This is a genomic window from Oleisolibacter albus (assembly GCF_003336875.1).
In the GTDB taxonomy this organism is placed as follows: domain Bacteria; phylum Pseudomonadota; class Alphaproteobacteria; order Azospirillales; family Azospirillaceae; genus Niveispirillum; species Niveispirillum album.
Genome location: NZ_QGNJ01000002.1, coordinates 56,901 through 74,273 on the forward strand (window position 1 = coordinate 56,901; position 17,373 = coordinate 74,273).

The following is a 17,373-nucleotide window of genomic DNA, read 5'->3' on the forward strand; positions in this document are numbered from 1 at the left end:
GGCGCTGATGGTCCGGAAGCCGCAGCGTCCGTCCGATGCCCGTGTCCCGCCGCCCCCCGGCATGCTGCCGCGTCCGCGGGCGGGGATCACGTCCCGGGTCACGGCGGCCCTGCTGATCATGGGCACCTTCGTGACGCTGACCGGCCTGTTCACCCTGGCCGTGCTGAACCGGTTCGACCGGGACCTGGGCCATCTGACCGGGGAGACCCTGCCCGGCGTCACCGCCAGCGCCGAGCTGGGCGGCGCCATCCGGGAAATGCTGATGCTGGTGCCGGCGCTGTCCTCGGCGCACAGCCAGGCGGAACGCCGCATCGCCCTGGCCGCCCTGGTCCGCCAGCAGGCGGCGGTGCAGAAGCGCTATGTCGTGTTGGCCGGGCGGCTGGAGCGCCGGCCCGACACCAGTGCCCGGCTGTTGGCCGAGGTGCGGGAGACGCTGGAGGGCATCAACGCCACGCTGGAGGAGCTGGACCGCGCGGTGGAGCGCCGGATCGAGGCGGAGACCCTCAGCGCCGCTGCCCTGGCCCGGGTCACGGATGTCCTGGCGTCCCGCTCATCCCATCCCCTGCCCGCCGCATCGCCTGCGGCCCTGGCCGCCCTGACCGACTGGGACCGGGAGGCCAGCCGGCTGCTGGCCCAGGTGGTCGATCTGGCGCTGGCCACCCGGCTGAACGCCGTCACGGCCAACCGGCAGGCGGCCGAGACCACCCTGGCCTCGCTGCGGACCGTGGCCGGACAGCTGCCGTCACCGCTGCGCCAGGAACCGTCTCAGGTGCTGCTGGTCATCGATGCCGCCCTGACCGGACCCGACGGGCTGTTCACGACGGTGCCCGAGCGGCTGCAGGCCGATGCCCAGGCCAGCGCCCTGCGCAATCAGGCCGGCGTTCTGGTCGAGGGCATGGACTACGCCACGCGCGAGCTGTTCACCCATGCCAACGAGTCGGCGGTCACCGCCTCCACCGCCATCAGCCAACTGCTGACCGATGGTGGCCGCGGCGTCCTGCTGGTGTTGCTGGTCACCCTGATGCTGGTGGTGGTGGTCCATGTCTATTTCCGCCGCATCATCACCTCGCGCCTGCGCGCCCTCAGCGATGCCGTGCTGGACCGGTTGCAGGGCCGCTCCACCCCGGTGCCGGCGGACGGCAGGGACGAGATCGCCGGCATCGGCGCGGCGCTGGGCTATCTGCTGACCGCCATCTCCCAGCGGGAGGAAGCGCTCCGGCAGAGCGAAGGGCGGTTCCGCGATCTGGTGGAGGGCGCCCGCGTCGGCATCTACATCCACCGGGATTTCCAGCTGCTGCTGTGCAACGACACCATCGGCCGGCTGCTGGGCCATGCATCGGGCGAAGCCATGCTGGCCATGGGGTCGCTGCTGCCCCATATCCCCGCCGATCAGCGCGAGCGGGCGCGCCAGCGCTGCCGCGCCCTTTTGGCCGGCGGCGCCAGCGGCGGCGGGCGCAACCGTGTCCGTGCCCTGCGCCTCGATGGCGGCAGCGCCTGGTTCGATCTGACCGAACAGGTCGTGGACTGGATGGGGGAGCCGGCCATCCAGTCCACCGTGATGGATGTGACGCGCGAAGTGCAGGCCGAGCGCGCCCTGGCCGAAACCTCGGCCCAGCTGACATCGGCCCTGGCAGCCATGCCGGCCGGCATCCTGGTGCTGGACCGGGATCTGACATTGCGGCTGGTCAACGACCGCTGCCGCGAACTGTGGGACGGACCGCCCGGTCTGCTGCAGGTGGGGCGCAACATCCTGGAGCTGGCGGCAGAGGATGCGCGCCGCGGCGGCGATCCGGAAGCGTTGGTGGCGCGGCGGATGCGGGCGCTGGTCAATCCGGCCGACCCGCATCCCCAGGTCAGTTTCGAGCGCAAGCTGGCCGGTAACCGCACCCTGCTGGTCCAGGGGCGGCGCGTTCCCTCCGGCGGGGCCGTGCTGGCGCTGACCGACGTGACGCCGCTGAAGCGAATCGAGGCTGAACTGCGTCAGGCGAAGGATCAGGCCGAGGCGGCGACGCGGGCCAAATCGCTGTTCCTGGCCACCATGAGCCACGAGATCCGCACGCCGATGAATGGCGTCGTCGCCATGGCGCAGCTGCTGGAACAGTCCAGCCTCAGCGCCGACCAGCGCACCATGGTGCGGGTTGTGCGCGACAGTGCCGAGTCGCTGCTGACCATCATCAACGACATCCTCGACTTCTCCAAGATCGAGGCGGAGCGCATGGATCTGGAGGCCGTGCCCGTCGATCTGGCCGATCTGGTCGACAGTGTCGGTGGCCTGATGGCGCAGAAGGCGGTGGAGAAGGGGCTGGCCCTCGATCTGTTCATCGATCCGGCCCTGCCCGACCGTGTCACAGCCGATCCGGTGCGGCTGCGGCAGGTGCTGATCAATCTGGTCGGCAACGCGGTGAAATTCACCGAGAGCGGGCGGGTGGACGTGACGGTGGAGCCGGAGCCGGATGGCCGGGCCCGGTTCAGCGTGCGCGATACCGGCCCCGGCCTGACCGTGGAGGAGTGCGACCGGCTGTTCCTGCCCTTCGTCCAGGCCGATACCAGCACGTCGCGCCGGTTCGGCGGCACCGGCCTGGGGCTGGCCATCAGCCGCCGGCTGGTCCGGCTGATGGGGGGGGACCTGGCGGTGGAGAGCACGCTCGGCGCCGGAGCCTGCTTCCATTTCAGCATCCCGTTGCCGGCCGTCGCCGCCCCGGAGCGTCCCGTTCCCGCCCTGGTCGGCCATCGCATCGGGCTGGCCCTGCCCGACGGGCCGCTGCGGCGCATCGCCAGCCGCTATCTGGCGGCGACCGGTGCCACGGTCCTGCCCGTATCCGCCGTGGACGCGATGCCGGCCGGACTGGATCTGCTCCTCAGGCCCGCCAGTCTGGCCCTGCCATCGGCGCAACCCGATCACCCGCCGGTCCTGCTGCTGGCCGATCAGCCGGTGCCGGAGGATCAGGCGGCACTGGGCCTGCCGCTGCGGCGCTCCGCCCTGTGGCGGGCGGCCGCGGTGGCCTTGGGTCTGCGCCCGCCGCCCATGCCGGAGGAACGGGCCTTGCCCGATTACCAGCCGCCGGACCGCGACACGGCCATCGCCGCCGGGACCCTGATCCTGGTGGCGGAGGACAATCCGACCAACCGGCTGGTCATCCACCGCCAGCTGCAACGGCTGGGGCACCTGGCCGACCTTGTGGACAATGGCGCCGAGGCCCTGGCCGCGCTGGAGGCCACACCCTACGGGCTGCTGCTGACCGACTGCCACATGCCGGTCATGGATGGCTATGAACTGGTGACGCGGCTGCGCGCGCGCGAGACGCTGCGCGGTCAGGGGCGCCTGCCGGTGCTGGCATTGACCGCGGATGCGGTGGCGGGGACCCGCCGCCGCTGCCTGGAGGCCGGCATGGACGAATGCCTGGTCAAGCCGGTCGACATTGCCGAGCTGGAGACTGCCCTGCGCCGCTGGCTGCCCCAGGCGGAGTCATTGCGCCTGCCGCTGCTGCCCGGCGGCCTGCCGCCGCTCTCCCCGGCGGAGCCAGCGGCCCCGGCCCCGGTGCTGGATCTGGCCTTGCTGCTGGATCTGTTCGGCGGCATGGACGGGCAGGTCGAGACCATGCTGGAGCTGTTCCGCACCTCGACCCTGGCCTATATCGCCGAGATCGATTCCGGGCTGGCCGGCGGCGATGCCACCCGGGTGCGCCGGGCCGCCCATTCGGCCAAGGGCGGGGCCCAGGGCATCGGTGCCGGCGAGACGGGCGGCCTGTTTGCCGCCATCGAACAGGCTGCGGCGGCGGAGGATCTGACCACCGCGGCCCGCTACCGGGCCGCGTTGACGGAAGCCTGGGTCCGTGTCGATGCCGCCATCCGGTCGGCCGTACCGGCAGGGGAACCGGCTTCCGCCGTGGCTTGAGCAGGGCCTGCCGTCCTGCGGACGAGGGTCTCCGGCTCTCTTCTGATGCGGCCGGATCAGCCCGTGCTTTGCCGCTCCACAAGGGTGAACCCGATATCGACGACCCGTTCGGGGGAGGGGGTGCCGCCCAGTTCCGCCAGGATGAGGTCGGCTGCAAGCTCGCCGATTTTCCGCCGGTCGAAGCTGATGGTGGACAGGGACGGGTGGATGTGGGGGCTGAACGAGAAATTGCCGAAGCCCATGACCGCCAGATCTCCCGGGACGTCCAGCCCGCGCACCTGTGCCTCGATAATGGCCCCCTGGGCCAGAGGATCGACCGTGCAGAACACGGAGTCCGGCTGAACCCCGCCGTTCAGCAGATCCGCGAGCGCCTCCCGACCGCGCTCCAGACTGCCGGGGGTCTCCGTCAGCCGCAGCGCAACGTCGGTTCTTCCCGTCTCGGCCAGATGTTTCAGGAACCCGTCGCGCCGCTGGAGCGCCCGCTTGTCGGAGGCCGAGATGACGGCGATGCGGTCGTACCCTTTTTCCAGAAAATGCTTCGCGGCGGCACGGCCGGCATTCTCATGGGAAAAGCCGATCGCGATATCGATGGGATTGGGCGTCAGGTCCCAGCTTTCGACAACGGGGATGCCGGCGGCCAGCAGCTGCTGGCGTGCGCGTGCCGAATGGTCGATGCCGGTAAGGAAGATCGCATCCGGTTTCCGGCTCAACACCGCCGACAGAATTCGGTCCTCACGCGATTGGGCAAAGCCGGACAGTCCGAGGAGAACCTCATATCCGGCGTCGCTCAGACGGTCCGTCAGCGCTTCGACGGCCTCGGCGAACATGGATGTTCCGATGCTGGGAACGATGGCCGCCACGAGCCGGCTTTGGCTCGACTTCAGGCCGCCGGCCAGCAGGTTCGGCACATAGCCCAGCTGCTCGATCGCCTTGCGGACAGAGGTCAAGGTCTCCTCTGAGACGACATCCGGCTGATTGATGGCGCGCGACACCGTGATGGCGGAAACACCTGCGAGGCGGGCGACATCCTTGAGCGTAACGGCACTGGCGTCCTTGCCGCGTTTTCGCCGCTGGTGCTGGGGGGGCGGGAGTATCTGGGGAGCCATCTGTCCATCCATGGGCCGACACTCTTCATCCCATCGCCCGTGTTGAATGAGCAAGCACCAAAAGCGACGGCTTGTCGCCCTTTGTCCGTTGAGGTCCGCACCTCCGCGATCACGAAATCTGCCGCGCCGCCGGCGACGGAGCACCGGTGCTGTCGGCTGGCCCCGCTGATTGTGGAATGGCCGCCACCCCCGCATCGGCTTCGGATGTAAATGGTATCGATACCATCATGGAGGGGTATGGGAGCGAATATGGGAAGTGTGTCTGGCAAAGGTCCGAATTCTCTGCATGTTTTCCAGCGGGTTACCGGAAAACGGACATGAATGTCGCATGGGGTCTCGCTGCGGAAATCGGCCTTGATAGCGCTATATGTTATCGATAACATATCCCCATCGGAGCCGCGGTGGATGCACCTGCCGCGGCCTGCGCAAGCGAAGGGGCTGTCGGCCGCGCGGGCAAGTTCCCCCGGCGTGGTTAACCGTCGGTCCAGTCTGTGAGGCGTTGCGGGCGTCGTGTCCGCCACCGTTCGCGGGCTGACCTGCTCTCGATTGAAGCGTCCTGACGCTTTTGCCAAACGGCGCGCCTCCGCGCCGTGAGGGGGAAGATCTGTCCGGCCTCCGCCATGGCCACCAACGCAAGATGCATCTGCACCGTATGCAGGGGCTGAGAAAGAAGCGGTTAACATAATAGTAAGAGGAGGAGCCCCAATGGCTCAAGCAAATGCCGTCATGGAGCGAACGCACGCGCGCTATGTAGTTCTGGCATTGATCTTCATTGTCACGACATTCAATTACGTGGACAGGGCAACGCTGTCCATTGCTGCGCCAGCAATGCGCAGTGAACTCGGATTTGATACAGTGACGATGGGTCTCGCCTTCTCCGCTTTCGGATGGGCCTATACGGCCATGCAGCTGCCGGGCGGCTGGGTGCTGGACAAATACGGCGCGCGCTTGATCTACGGCCTTGGGCTGATCCTGTGGTCGATCTTCACCTTCATGCAGGGTTTCGTCGGCTACTTCGCCTCGGCCTTCGCCGTGCTGTTCGCGCTCCGCTTTCTCATGGGCATCGCGGAATCACCGGCTTTTCCAGCCAACAGCCGGCTGACGGTGATGTGGTTCCCGAACCACGAACGCGGCTTCGCCACGGCCATCTTCCAGTCGGCGCAGTATTTCGCCCTGGCCGCCTTCACGCCGCTGATGACGTGGATTCTGCACGCCCATAGCTGGCATTACATCTTCTTCTGGACCGGCGGCATCGGCGTGGTTCTGGGGATCTTCTGGCTGCTGTATGTGCGTGAACCGCGCCAGCATCCCGGCGTCAACCAGGCGGAACTCGACTATATCGAGGCGGGTGGCGGGCTGCCGAACATGGGCGCCGAAAAGGCCGCGGTCGCATGGTCCGACGTCAAGGCGCTGGTGTCCAACCGCATGCTGGTCGGCATCTATATCGGCCAGTTCTGCCTCACCACGATCACCTGGTTCTTTCTCACCTGGTTCCCGACATACCTGCTTGAAGCCAAGGGCATGTCGATCCTCAAGGTCGGCTTCGTTGCCGCCATCCCGGCGCTCGCCGGTTTCGTCGGCGGCATGGTGGGTGGTCTGTGGTCCGACTGGCTGATCAAGCGTGGTCACAGCCTGACCATGGCGCGCAAGCTGCCGATCGTCACCGGGCTTCTGTTCTCCAGCACGATCATTCTGGCCAACTATTTCCAGTCGGATGTTCTCGTCATCGCCGTCATGAGCATCGCCTTTTTCGCCAAGGGCGTCGGCAATCTCGGCTGGTGCATCGTCGGTGACGTGTCGCCCAAGCAGATCATGGGCATCAGCGGCGGCATCTTCAATTTCTGCGGCAACATTGCCGGCATCGTCACCCCGATCGCCATCGGCATCATCGTCAAGGAAATGGGGGCGTTCGACCTGGCGCTCGTCTATGTCGGTTCGCTCGCCCTGCTGGGGGCTTTCTCCTACCTGGTGATCGTTGGCCCGCTGAAGCGCCTGGAACTTGGCGGGAGCCGGACCCGCGCGAACTGACCGCCGGTCTCTGCCGCATCCGATACACCATCGCTGCCAATCAAGGACTGACACCATGTCTTCCCAGAAAGAAACCATCAGCTGGATCAAGCTGCAGTCGACCTTCCTGCCTCTGAAGAACCCGATCAGCGATGCCAAAGTCCTGACCGGCAGGCAGAAGCCGATGACGGAAATCGCCATCCTGTTCTGCGAGGTCGAAACCACCGAAGGGCACCGCGGCCTGGGGTTCAGCTACTCCAAGCGCGCCGGCGGTCCGGGACAGTTTGCCCATGCCAAGGAGATCGCGCCGGCGCTGCTGGGGGAGGATCCGAACGACATCGCCAAGGCTTGGGACAAGCTGTGCTGGGCCGGTGCATCGGTCGGGCGCACCGGTCTGGCCGCGCAGGCCATCGGCGCCTTCGACGTCGCGCTGTGGGATCTCAAGGCCAAGCGCGCCGGCCTGTCCCTTGCCAAGCTCCTGGGCGCCCAGCGCGATTCCGTGCGCTGCTACAACACGTCGGGCGGCTTCCTCCACACGCCGCTGGAGGAGTTGCTGGTCAATACCGACATCTCGCGCGAGAAGGGCATCGGCGGCATCAAGCTCAAGGTGGGGCAGCCGAACTGGGCGCTGGATATCGAGCGCGTCTCCAAGGTTCGGGCGCATCTTGGTGATGCCTTCCCGCTGATGGTCGATGCGAACCAGCAGTGGGACCGGCCGACCGCCATGCGCATGGGGCGCATCTTCGAGCAGTTCAACCTGATCTGGATCGAGGAGCCGCTGGATTGCTACGATGCGGCCGGCCATGCCGCCCTGGCGGCACAGCTCGACACGCCGATCGCCACCGGCGAGATGCTGACGAGCGTGCTGGAACACTGGGATTTCATCCGGCAGTCCGGCGCCGACTTCCTGATGCCCGATGGTCCCCGCGTGGGCGGTATCACCCCGTTCATGAAGGTGGCGACCCTGGCGGAGTTCGCCGGTCTCCAGATCGCGCCGCACTTCTCGATGGAGTTGCATATCCATCTGGCGGCGGCCATGCAGCGAGAGCCCTGGGTGGAACATTTCGAGTGGCTGGAGCCGCTGTTCAATGAGCGCCTGGAGGTGAAGGACGGTCGCATGATCGTTCCGACCCGCCCCGGTCTCGGTGTGAGCCTCAGCGACAATGTCGCCGCCTGGACGCGCGAAACAGCCGAATTCGGCAAACGGGCCTGACGCGAGGGACTGGGCCCGTCTTGGGGGGTCTGTCTGGTTTTCGCAAGAAAATCAGACAGATCTCAAGACCTTCCGCCGGGGGGCATCCCATATCGGCGGCCCGGGGGCAGCCCTCATGCCGCGGGTTGTCAGGTGCCGCTGGCGGCTTTCTCGATGCTGTTGATATGGTCCAGGCCCGGCTGGATCTCGCTGCGGATGAACTCCACCCGCTTCTGCGGGCCGCCGCCGCCGCGGGGGAAGCGCTCGCGCCACAGGGACATCTTCACCGCCAGTCCGCACAGCACGCCGCCGATGGTGACATGGTGCGCCTCGATCTGCTGGCGCACGGCGCGGAAACTGTCGGCGCTGATATCGTTCCAGAAATCCTTGCTGCGCCGGTCGAAGGCCTCGAACCGGCCGGTGATGGAGGTGGTGATGGAGGTCAGCTTGGCCTCGACATCGTTCAGCATCTTCACGAGATTGCGGTCGCGGCTGATCATCTCGCTGTCGGCCGCATCCTTGCCCCACTTCATGAAGGTCTGGACGTCGGGCACGATCTCGTCCAGACAGCTGCGGAAATAGGCCAGCGACAGGAAGACATCGCCGTAATCCTCCAGGAAGTCCGGGATGTCTTGCAACTTCACCTTCAGCTTGTCGGACAGGAGCTTGAGGTTGCGCAGGGCCTCCTCCTTGTCGGGATTGGCCAGCATGGCCAGGATTTCCGACACGTCGGTAATCTTGCGCTCCTCCCCGCCATAGACCTGCTGCAGCAGCGGCCGGGTGAAGTCGGTCATGTAGCCGGTCAGCTCGCCGCGCTTCTGGTTGGACAGCTTCAGATGCCGGGTGTCGTTGACGTCGATGCCCACCCGCCGCAGTTCCTTGCGCAGGCTGTAGACATCGAAGCTGTTGATGCGGACCAGCTTCTGGATCTGCGCCATGTCCGCCCGCAGTTCCTTGCCGTGGGACGGGAACATGCTGCCGAGATGGTCGGGGTTGACCTGGCCGCTGCCGGTCTGGCGGTCGTGGAACACCTCCACCACCGTCTCCAGCCGGGCGTTCTTGATCAACCGGGCCCGGCGCAGGCCCGGCGTGTTGATCGGCAGCATCCCCAGCGGCAGGATGTGCAGGGCATCGCGGGAGGCGTCGTCGAACAGCAGGACGTCGTCCTCGACGGCGGCCTCGGCTGCGGGATTGTCTTCGATCTTGGTTTCAGCAGACATGACGGGCACAACCTAGCACGACCAGCCGCCTGTGGTAGCACGCATCGGGTTAGGACGCAGGGGGTGGTGGTTGCGGCCTTTCCGGCGCCGCGGCTCCGGGCGGCAGAGCCGGGGTGCCGGCCGTGTCGAAGGCGTCCAGCGGCAGCGACAGGATAACGCGGGTGCCGTTGCCGCCATCGATCGCCAGCGTGCCCCGCAGCTGCGATGTCAGGGCCTGGACCAGACGCATGCCCAGACCGTTGCGGCCGGGGCCGGACTGGCCGACGCCGTCATCGCCCACTTCCAGCCGCACATGGTCTGTTCTCTGGTGCAGCCCGACCCGGATATGGCCTTTGCGGCCCGGCGGAAAGGCATGCTCCATGCTGTTGCTGATCAGCTCGTTGACGATCAGCCCGATGGGGATGGCGGTCTCCAGATCGCAGGTCAGGCGGTCCGCGGTCACGGTGATGCTCACATCCTGATGCGCGTGCAGGTCGGTCAGCGTCGTGCCCAGGCTGCGGATATGCTGGCCGATATCGACCCGGGCCAGATTGTCGGCCCCATAGAGCTGCTGGTGGATCTGGCCCAGCACGCTGATGCGCCGAGCCACCGTTTCCATGCGTTCGCGCACGGCGGGATCGGGGATGTCATGGGCTTCCAGCCGGATCAGGCTCCAGATGACCTGGAGGTTGTTCTTCACCCGGTGATGCACCTCGCGCAACAGGATCTCCTTCTCGTGCAGCAGCGACTGCGCCTCGTGCAGCGCCTGGGTCAGGGCCTGCTGCTGCCGGTCGCGCTCGCTGAGATCCTGGACCAGCGCGTGATAGAGACGCTGGCCCCGGCCCTGGTGCAACTGCAAGGTCACCGCGACGGGATAGGTGCTGCCGTCGCGGCGCTGCTGCACCGTTTCATAGGTGACCTGGGGGACAAGACCCAATGTCAGCGGGCGGCTCAGCCCGTCGAAATGCGACCGCTGGATCTGCGGCTGCAGGTCCAGCAGCGACAGGCGGACCAACTCCTCCGCAGGGCGGTCCAGGTTGGCCGCGGCCCCGCGGTTGGCCTGCACCACCCGCAGGTCGTCGGCATCCAGCACATACATCTCGGTCGAGGCCTCGTCGATCAGCCGGCCGAGCCGGGCATTCTGTGCTTCCGCCCGGCGCAGGCCGAAGCCACTCCGCAGGGCGGCGAACCCCAGCAGGCTGAACAGCGTCCCCACGGCCAGGAACCCTCCGGGCAGCCAGCGCTCCGGGCCATCATCCATTCCCGGCAAGGCGGAGAATTCCGCCGTCCAGACCTGCCCCGGCAGGGCCGTCCGGACGAGCGCATGCAGGTCCAGATGGGCCGGGGCCGGCCAGGGCAAGCCGGCATGGCTGTCGTACAGCAGGGAATCCGGGTCGGCACGGTCGCCGCTGTACAGGCGCAGCCGCATGGCGCGCAGCACCGTCGTCTGGATCGGAACCATGAAGTCGTTGATGCGGAACGGGGCATAGACGAAGCCGTGCAGGGCCGCCCGCCGCTCCTCCATGTCTGTGGGGATGCGGGTGCCATAATGGGGCAGATACATCAGGAACCCCGCCTGGACGTCCTGGCTGTCCTCCTGCACCAGCCGCACCCGGCCGGTGATGGCGGCCGTCCCGCTGTCGCGGGCCCGGGCCATGGCGGCCCGCCGCACCTCTTCCGACCACATGTCATAGCCGATGGCCCGCCGGTTCCGGCTGTCCTCGGGCTCCAGGAACACGATCGTGGTGTAATCGGTGCGCATCCCCTGCGGCCAGACCGTGAAGTCGGGAAAACCCGTCCGACGGAGGTTCGCCTCGACCCGCGGAACGTCCGCCGGCCGCAGCCACAGCGCATAGCCCACCCCCTGGATGCCGGGGTAGCTCTGCCGCAGATTCAGGCTGTCCACATAGGTCCGCCATTCCGTGCGGGTGACCTGGGTCGAGGCATTCAGCAGACCCAGCGCGCCCTGCAGTGTCTGCTGATAGGCGGCCAGGCGGTCGCGCAGGGCATGCAGCACCTCCGTCTGGCGGAAGGCGAAGCGCTGCTGCATCGCTTCCCGTTGCAGGTCGCGGGCGATCCAGAAGGCTCCGGCGACCAGCGCCAGGGCCAGTCCCAGGGCCACCCAGGCGAGGAGATGACCCGAGTCCCCCTCCGATGCGGAGCCGGAACGGCTCCGTTTCCAGATGCCCATGGTCCAGACTGTGTGATGGGGCAGAACGACGCTGCATCGTTAGCGCTTCCGGACGGGCCGGGAAAACCCGGCAGACGGGGTAAAAATCCGGAGACCGGAACGAACAGGCTAATCCCGATGATGCCGCGCCTGGCCGATGGGACAGCGGCACGGGCCGCCATGTGCTCCCGGCCGCTTCGGCCCGCTGGGTGGCCGGGCCATCCTCTTGCCATCATACCGGTCCGTGGATGCCCCGGGCGATTGTTGTGGCGACAGTTCCTGCCCCCTTGGCGGTACCTCCATTTTTGACCTAGAGTGCCGTCCTGGTCGTGGCGGCGTTGGCAAGGGTAGGAACTGAATGCGGACGGCGCTGCTGGGCGCATTGATGCTGCTGGCGGCACTGCCGGTGGTGCGGACGGCCATGAATGTGGAGGCCGCCTGGCAGGATTACCGCCGCGCCGGTCAGTCCGTGACCCTAAAGCAGCGGGAAAAGCTGCTGTTGGAGGCGGCCCGCGACATGGTCCTGGATCAGGGGCTGTCGGCGTTGGCCCTGGCGCGGCCCGCGCTGGCTTCCCCCGGCCTCCTGGATCAGCTGAAGCGTCATCGTAGTCAGGCGGCCGACAATCTGGCCGCGGCCCTGGCCGGTCCGGCGCCAGAGGGGACGGCGGCGGCCATCGCCTCGGTGCAGGCCAGCAATGCCGCCCTCGTCGCCCTGCATCCACTGATGGATTCCCTGTTTTCCGGCTCGCCGCCGGCTCCCGATCTGCCCGACCGCTGGGATCGCGCGGGGGAGCGGCGTCTGGCCGATGTGATCGGCCTGTCGCGGGATCTGGTGCGGGTGGCGCTGGTCGAGGGCCACAGCGATCCGGCGGCCGAACTGCTGCTGCTGTCCGTGCTTGATCTGCGCCAGCAGGCCGGAAGCGGGATCGATATCCTGCCGGACGGACGCGGCGATCTGGAGTCGATGCGCCAGCGGGTCCAGCTGCTGGAACGCCGCATGGAGGTGGCCTGGGATATCGTGCGGGACCGCGCCGCATCCCTGCCCGAGGCGACATCGGCGCTGCGCAATGCCGAGGCGGCCTGGTTCCAGCGTTTCCTGCCGATCCAGGCGGCCTGGTTGCAGGCCGATGCGGGGGAGGTGCCGTCATCGGAATCGCTGCGCTCCGGCCTCAGCGCCCTGATGGCCATCCAGGATCTGGCCGGCGTCGCCATCCAGTCCGGTCTGGCAATGACCGAGCGGCAGGAAGGGGAGGCCCGCTCCGCACTGGCCTGGACCGTGGTCCGCTTCATTCTGGCGGCGGTGCTGGCCACCACGCTGATCCTGCTGGTCCGGCATCGCCTGCTGCTGCCGCTGGAATCCCTGACCCGGGCCATGGCGGCCCTGGCACAGGGCGATCTGCGCACGCCGCTCGCCATGCCGCGCAATACGCCGGAATTTGCCGACGCCTGGCAGGCGTTGCAGACCTTCAAGGCCACGGCCGAACGTCTGGCCGCGGAGCTGGATGACCGCCACCGGGTCGAACATCAGCTGACCATCGAGCGTGGCGTGCTGGAAATGGCGGCCTCCCAGATGGAACTGGGGCCGGTTCTGGAGGCGCTGTGCCGCGGTGTCGAGGCGATGGTGCCGGACAGCCGCTGCTCCATCCTGCTGCTGGACGATGACGGGGTGCATATGCGCATCGGCGCCGCCCCGAATCTGCCGCCCGACTACAGCGTCATGCTCGATGGTCTGGCCATCGGGCCGGAGGTGGGGGCGTGCGGCTCGGCCCTGTACCGCAAGATGCCGGTGATTTCCGCCGATATTGCCAGCGACCGCCGTTGGACCCTTTTCCGGGACAGGGTGCTGGCCGTAGGCCTGCGGGCCTGCTGGTCGATGCCGGTTCTGGGAGGGGACGGCACCCCGCTGGGAGCGTTCGCCGTTTACCGGACCTATGCCTGCGAGCCTGCCCCGGCCGAGATGGATCTGCTGCACCGCGTCTCGCATCTGGCGTCGCTGGTGATCGCCAGCAGCCGGGCCGCGGATCAGCTGCGGCTGGCCAAGGCCGAGGCCGAGATGGGCAGCCGCACCAAGTCGGAGTTCCTGGCCAATATGAGCCATGAGCTGCGGACGCCGCTGAACGCCATCATCGGTTTCGCCGAGGTGCTGGAGGCGGAGCTGACCCAGGCCGCCAATGGTGCCTCCGCCGCCTATGCCGGGGATATCATCGCCTCCGGGCGGCATCTGCTGACCCTGATCAACGACATTCTCGATGTGTCGAAGATGGAAGCCGGGCGGGTGGAGCTGCGCGAGCGCATCTGCGGCATTGCCGATCTGTTGCATGGCTGCGAGCGTATCGTCCGTGCCCGTGCACTGGAGCGCCGGCTGCTGCTGAGCGTGGACATCCCCGAAGGTCTGCCGCCGCTGCTGGTGGATGACGTCAAGTTCAAGCAGATCATCCTCAACCTGCTGTCCAACGCCATCAAGTTCACGGCTCCCGGCGGCAGTGTGCGGGTGTCCGCCACGCTGGACCCGGCCCGCGGCCTGTCGGTGGCTGTCACTGACACCGGCGTCGGCATCCGGCCCGAGGATATCCCGCAGGTCTTCATTCCCTTCCACCAGGTGGACAATGTCTATGCCCGGACCAATCCGGGCACCGGGTTGGGGCTGACCCTGGCCAAGGGCATGGCCGAGCTGCATGGTGGCCGGCTGACATTGGAAAGCGAGTTCGGCGTCGGCACCACGGCCACGCTGCATATCCCGGTTTCGAGGGTGCTGTGGGTGGAATCGGGTGGCCTGTCCTTCCCGGAAGCCCGGCCCTGAGAGGTCCGGCCGCGGAGGCCGGCCCACGCCCCGGACGATGACACCTGTGACATCCCCTCGCATTTCCCGTGCAAATCAGTAGGATGTGTGGCGCGGGCCGCATCCTGGCCCGAGTCACTGCTCCGGACCGATGGTCTATCTCGAACTTGGTGCCGTCCTTCTCCTGATCCTGCTGAACGGCTTTTTCGCCATGTCCGAGCTTGCGATGGTATCCGCCCGCAAGCTGCGGCTGCAGCAATTGGCCGAGGACGGCAAGCGCGGCGCCCGCATCGCCCTGGAGATGCAGGAGGACCCGTCGCGGTTCCTGTCCAGCGTCCAGATCGGCATCACCCTGATCGGCATCATCAACGGTGCCGTCGGCGGCGCCACCATCGCCGGGCGCCTGGGGGTCTGGCTGGAGACATTCCCGGTCCTGGCCGCCTATGGCAGCACCATCGCCATCGCCGTGGTCGTGGTCGCCATCACCTATCTGTCGCTGATCGTCGGGGAGCTGGTGCCCAAGCGCGTGGCGCTGAACAACGCCGAGCGCATCGCCGTCTTCGCCGCCCCCATCATGCGCGGCCTGTCCAAGGCCACCGCCCCCTTCGTCTGGCTGCTGGGCGCCTCGACCGAGGCCATGCTGCGGCTTCTGCGCGTGCCGGAGAAGGCCGAGCATGTGGTCACGGAAGAGGAGGTGAAGAACATGATCGCCGAGGGCACGGCCTCGGGCGTGTTCGAGCCGGAGGAGAAGCGGCTGATCGAGGGCGTCATGCGCCTGGCCGACCGCACCGTGCGTTCGGTCATGACCCCGCGGCTGGAGGTGATGTGGCTCGACATCGATGATGATGCCGAAACCATCAAGCGCGAGATCCGCGAGAGCGGCCATTCCCGCCTGCCGGTGTGCCGCGGCGAATTCGACGATGTCATCGGCATCGTTCACACCAAACAGCTGCTGCACGGGCTGATGCAGGGCGAGCCGTTCGATCTGCGGCCGGCGGTCAAGGATGCGCTGGTGGTGCATGACGGGGCTGAGGTGCTGCGCCTGCTGGAGCTGTTCAAGCAGTCGGGCGAGCAGATGGCCGTGGTGGTGGACGAGTACGGCACGGTGGAGGGCATCGTCACCCTGACCGATGTGCTGGAGGCCATCGCCGGCGAACTGCCCGAGGCCGGGGAGGACGGGGATGCCGATGTGGTGCGCCGTCCCGACGGGTCCTTCCTCATCGACGGCATGCTGGCGGTGGAGGAGGTGGAGGCGCTGCTGGGGCTGAAGAGCCTGCGTGACGAGGATAGCGGCTACCACACCCTGGCCGGCTTCCTGCTGTTCAAGTTCGGCCACATCCCCACGGCCGGGGAGTGGGTCGAGCACGACGGCTACCGCTTCGAGGTCGTCGATATGGACGGCCGCCGTATCGACAAGGTGCTGGTCAGTCTGGTGACCCCGACGGAACCCTGAACCGGGGGCTTAGGGCGCCAGGGGCTTGCGGCTGACCCGCTGCGCGTCGATGCGCTCGGCATAGGGGGACAGGCGTTCGAGCATGACCCGGATCATGGGCGTGTTCTCGCCATTGGTCTCATAGACGGCCAGATGGTCGGGGCCATAGGCGGCCGCCTGCAGCCGTACCACCTCCCACAGGCCGCGGATCAGCCAGCCGGCCCGGCGCAGGCTCGGCAGCACATAGCCCAGCGTGTAGTGGATGCCGTCGAAATCCTGACCCGGCTCGCCCAGCACCCAGCCGGCGACCGCCCCGTGGCGGCGGATCAGGATCGATACGCGCGGGTCGGCCGGCCGCACCAGCCAGTCCGCCGGACGGAGGCGCGGCTCCACCCGGTCGCTGGCGCACAGGGCCTGGACGGCCGCCTCGTCCGCGGGCGTCCGTTCGGCATAGAGGGAATGGGAATAGCCCTGCGCTTCCACACGGCGCAGGAAGGGCCGCCAGTCCGGCTCGGCCCGGGCGGGGAAGGACGCCCGGCCGAACAGCCGGACCTCGTGGGTCTGCGGCGGCGACCAGGCGGCGGCGGCCAGAAGGGCTTCCAGGGCCGGACGGCCCTTCAGGCCGTCATTGTAATAGGCCGTCAGCAGGTCCAGGCCGCGATGGGCGGCGGCGGTTTCGATGGCGGCCAGCAGCCGCCGGCCCAGCCCCTGCCGGCGCCAGGGCGCGGCCACCAGGATCGACAGCAGCCGCCCCTCCCGCGGGGCGGTCCGTGCCGCCAGGGCCAGCCCCAGCGGTCGGCCCTGCCCGTCCGCCGCGGTGACGGCGAAACAGGCATCCGCCTGGGGCAGGGTGTGGTCCGGAACGGTCCCGGGACCCAGCAAGGGCCGGTAACGGGGATAGGTGAAGGCGGCATAGGCCGCCAGCCCGTCCAGGGCGGCCGGTACGGCCAGCACGGCCGCCGGGGCGGGTGCTCTGGTCATGACGCCCCGGCTGCCCTGTCCGCGCCCATGCCGGATCAGCGTCCGTAGGTCACGCTGTTATCCGGCGTGTGGGTCGGCATCTTGCTCTCGACCCGCGGCGGGAAGCCGGCGGCCACCTTCTCCAGGTCGGCGTCGTCCAGCTCGTCATTGGCCGGGAAGGGCAGGCTGTAGGCGTCCAGTGCCGTGGCGATCTGGGCCGGGTCCAGCCCCAGCCCTGCGGCCTTGGCCTCGGCGGCGATCAGGGTCACCACCTCTGCCCGGTCGGTGGCCCGGCCCAGTCTGGCCACCAGGTCGGGGTTCTGGCGGATGGCGGTCTCCAGCTGCTGCAACTGGGCCTGAGTGGCGGCATCGGTCATGGAAATATCTCCCGTCTTCATCGTGTGGGGAACGGATGATCCCACCCTAGGGAGCCTGTGCCGCCGCGGCCAGCGCTCCGGTCTATGCGGCGTGGTGCCCGCACTATGCCGCGGCCGTGGCCGGAAGCGCCCCCCCGGCGCCGCGATGCCGCCGCTTTCTTCCGGAACGTTTTCCGCTGCCGTCGGGGGTGGCAGGCGCCGGGGTCGGAGGGCATAGTCCTGACGGGTGTTCGGGGCAGCCCCCGTCCGCCGTCGC

Annotated in this window: 10 protein-coding genes; 5 read left to right on the forward strand and 5 right to left on the reverse strand. The window is 67.9% G+C overall.

What is annotated here, in order from left to right:
• Positions 1-7 precede the first annotated feature (7 nt).
• Positions 8-3,895, forward strand: a complete 3,888-nt coding sequence (locus DK368_RS03290) for an ATP-binding protein (protein ID WP_114392147.1) — start codon at positions 8-10, stop codon at positions 3,893-3,895.
• A 56-nt stretch (positions 3,896-3,951) separates the two neighbouring features.
• Here the strand turns inward: DK368_RS03290 and DK368_RS03295 are convergent, their stop codons facing one another.
• Positions 3,952-5,013: a LacI family DNA-binding transcriptional regulator gene (locus DK368_RS03295; RefSeq protein WP_114392148.1), complete on the reverse strand. Its 1,062-nt coding sequence runs from the start codon at positions 5,011-5,013 to the stop codon at positions 3,952-3,954.
• Between the two features lie 693 nt (positions 5,014-5,706).
• On the opposite strand from DK368_RS03295, the gene DK368_RS03300 reads away from it, so the two are divergent.
• Together DK368_RS03300 and DK368_RS21900 are read left to right on the forward strand one after the other, a co-directional pair.
• A complete protein-coding gene (locus tag DK368_RS03300) occupies positions 5,707-7,029 on the forward strand; it encodes an MFS transporter (protein WP_114392149.1) in 1,323 nt (440 codons plus the stop codon).
• Between the two features lie 55 nt (positions 7,030-7,084).
• The gene (locus tag DK368_RS21900) at positions 7,085-8,221 is read left to right on the forward strand and encodes an L-talarate/galactarate dehydratase (RefSeq protein WP_114392150.1); all 1,137 of its coding nucleotides are present in this window, start codon (positions 7,085-7,087) and stop codon (positions 8,219-8,221) included.
• 128 nt (positions 8,222-8,349) lie between these two features.
• On the opposite strand, the gene DK368_RS03310 is transcribed toward DK368_RS21900, so the two are convergent.
• Both DK368_RS03310 and DK368_RS03315 read right to left on the reverse strand, forming a co-directional pair.
• A complete protein-coding gene (locus DK368_RS03310; RefSeq protein WP_240002318.1) occupies positions 8,350-9,420 on the reverse strand; it encodes a hypothetical protein in 1,071 nt (356 codons plus the stop codon).
• Between the two features lie 49 nt (positions 9,421-9,469).
• Positions 9,470-11,590 (reverse strand): CHASE domain-containing protein, encoded by a 2,121-nt coding sequence (locus DK368_RS03315; RefSeq protein WP_114392151.1) that lies wholly within the window; start codon positions 11,588-11,590, stop codon positions 9,470-9,472.
• A gap of 337 nt (positions 11,591-11,927) precedes the next feature.
• On the opposite strand from DK368_RS03315, the gene DK368_RS03320 reads away from it, so the two are divergent.
• On the forward strand, positions 11,928-14,369 hold the full coding sequence (locus DK368_RS03320) for a sensor histidine kinase (protein WP_114392152.1): 2,442 nt from the start codon (positions 11,928-11,930) through the stop codon (positions 14,367-14,369).
• A gap of 130 nt (positions 14,370-14,499) precedes the next feature.
• The gene (locus DK368_RS03325; protein WP_114392153.1) at positions 14,500-15,801 is read left to right on the forward strand and encodes a hemolysin family protein; all 1,302 of its coding nucleotides are present in this window, start codon (positions 14,500-14,502) and stop codon (positions 15,799-15,801) included.
• 9 nt (positions 15,802-15,810) lie between these two features.
• On the opposite strand, the gene DK368_RS03330 is transcribed toward DK368_RS03325, so the two are convergent.
• Together DK368_RS03330 and DK368_RS03335 are read right to left on the reverse strand one after the other, a co-directional pair.
• A complete protein-coding gene (locus DK368_RS03330; protein WP_114392154.1) occupies positions 15,811-16,761 on the reverse strand; it encodes a GNAT family N-acetyltransferase in 951 nt (316 codons plus the stop codon).
• Between the two features lie 35 nt (positions 16,762-16,796).
• Positions 16,797-17,117, reverse strand: a complete 321-nt coding sequence (locus DK368_RS03335) for a hypothetical protein (protein WP_114392155.1) — start codon at positions 17,115-17,117, stop codon at positions 16,797-16,799.
• Positions 17,118-17,373 lie beyond the last annotated feature (256 nt).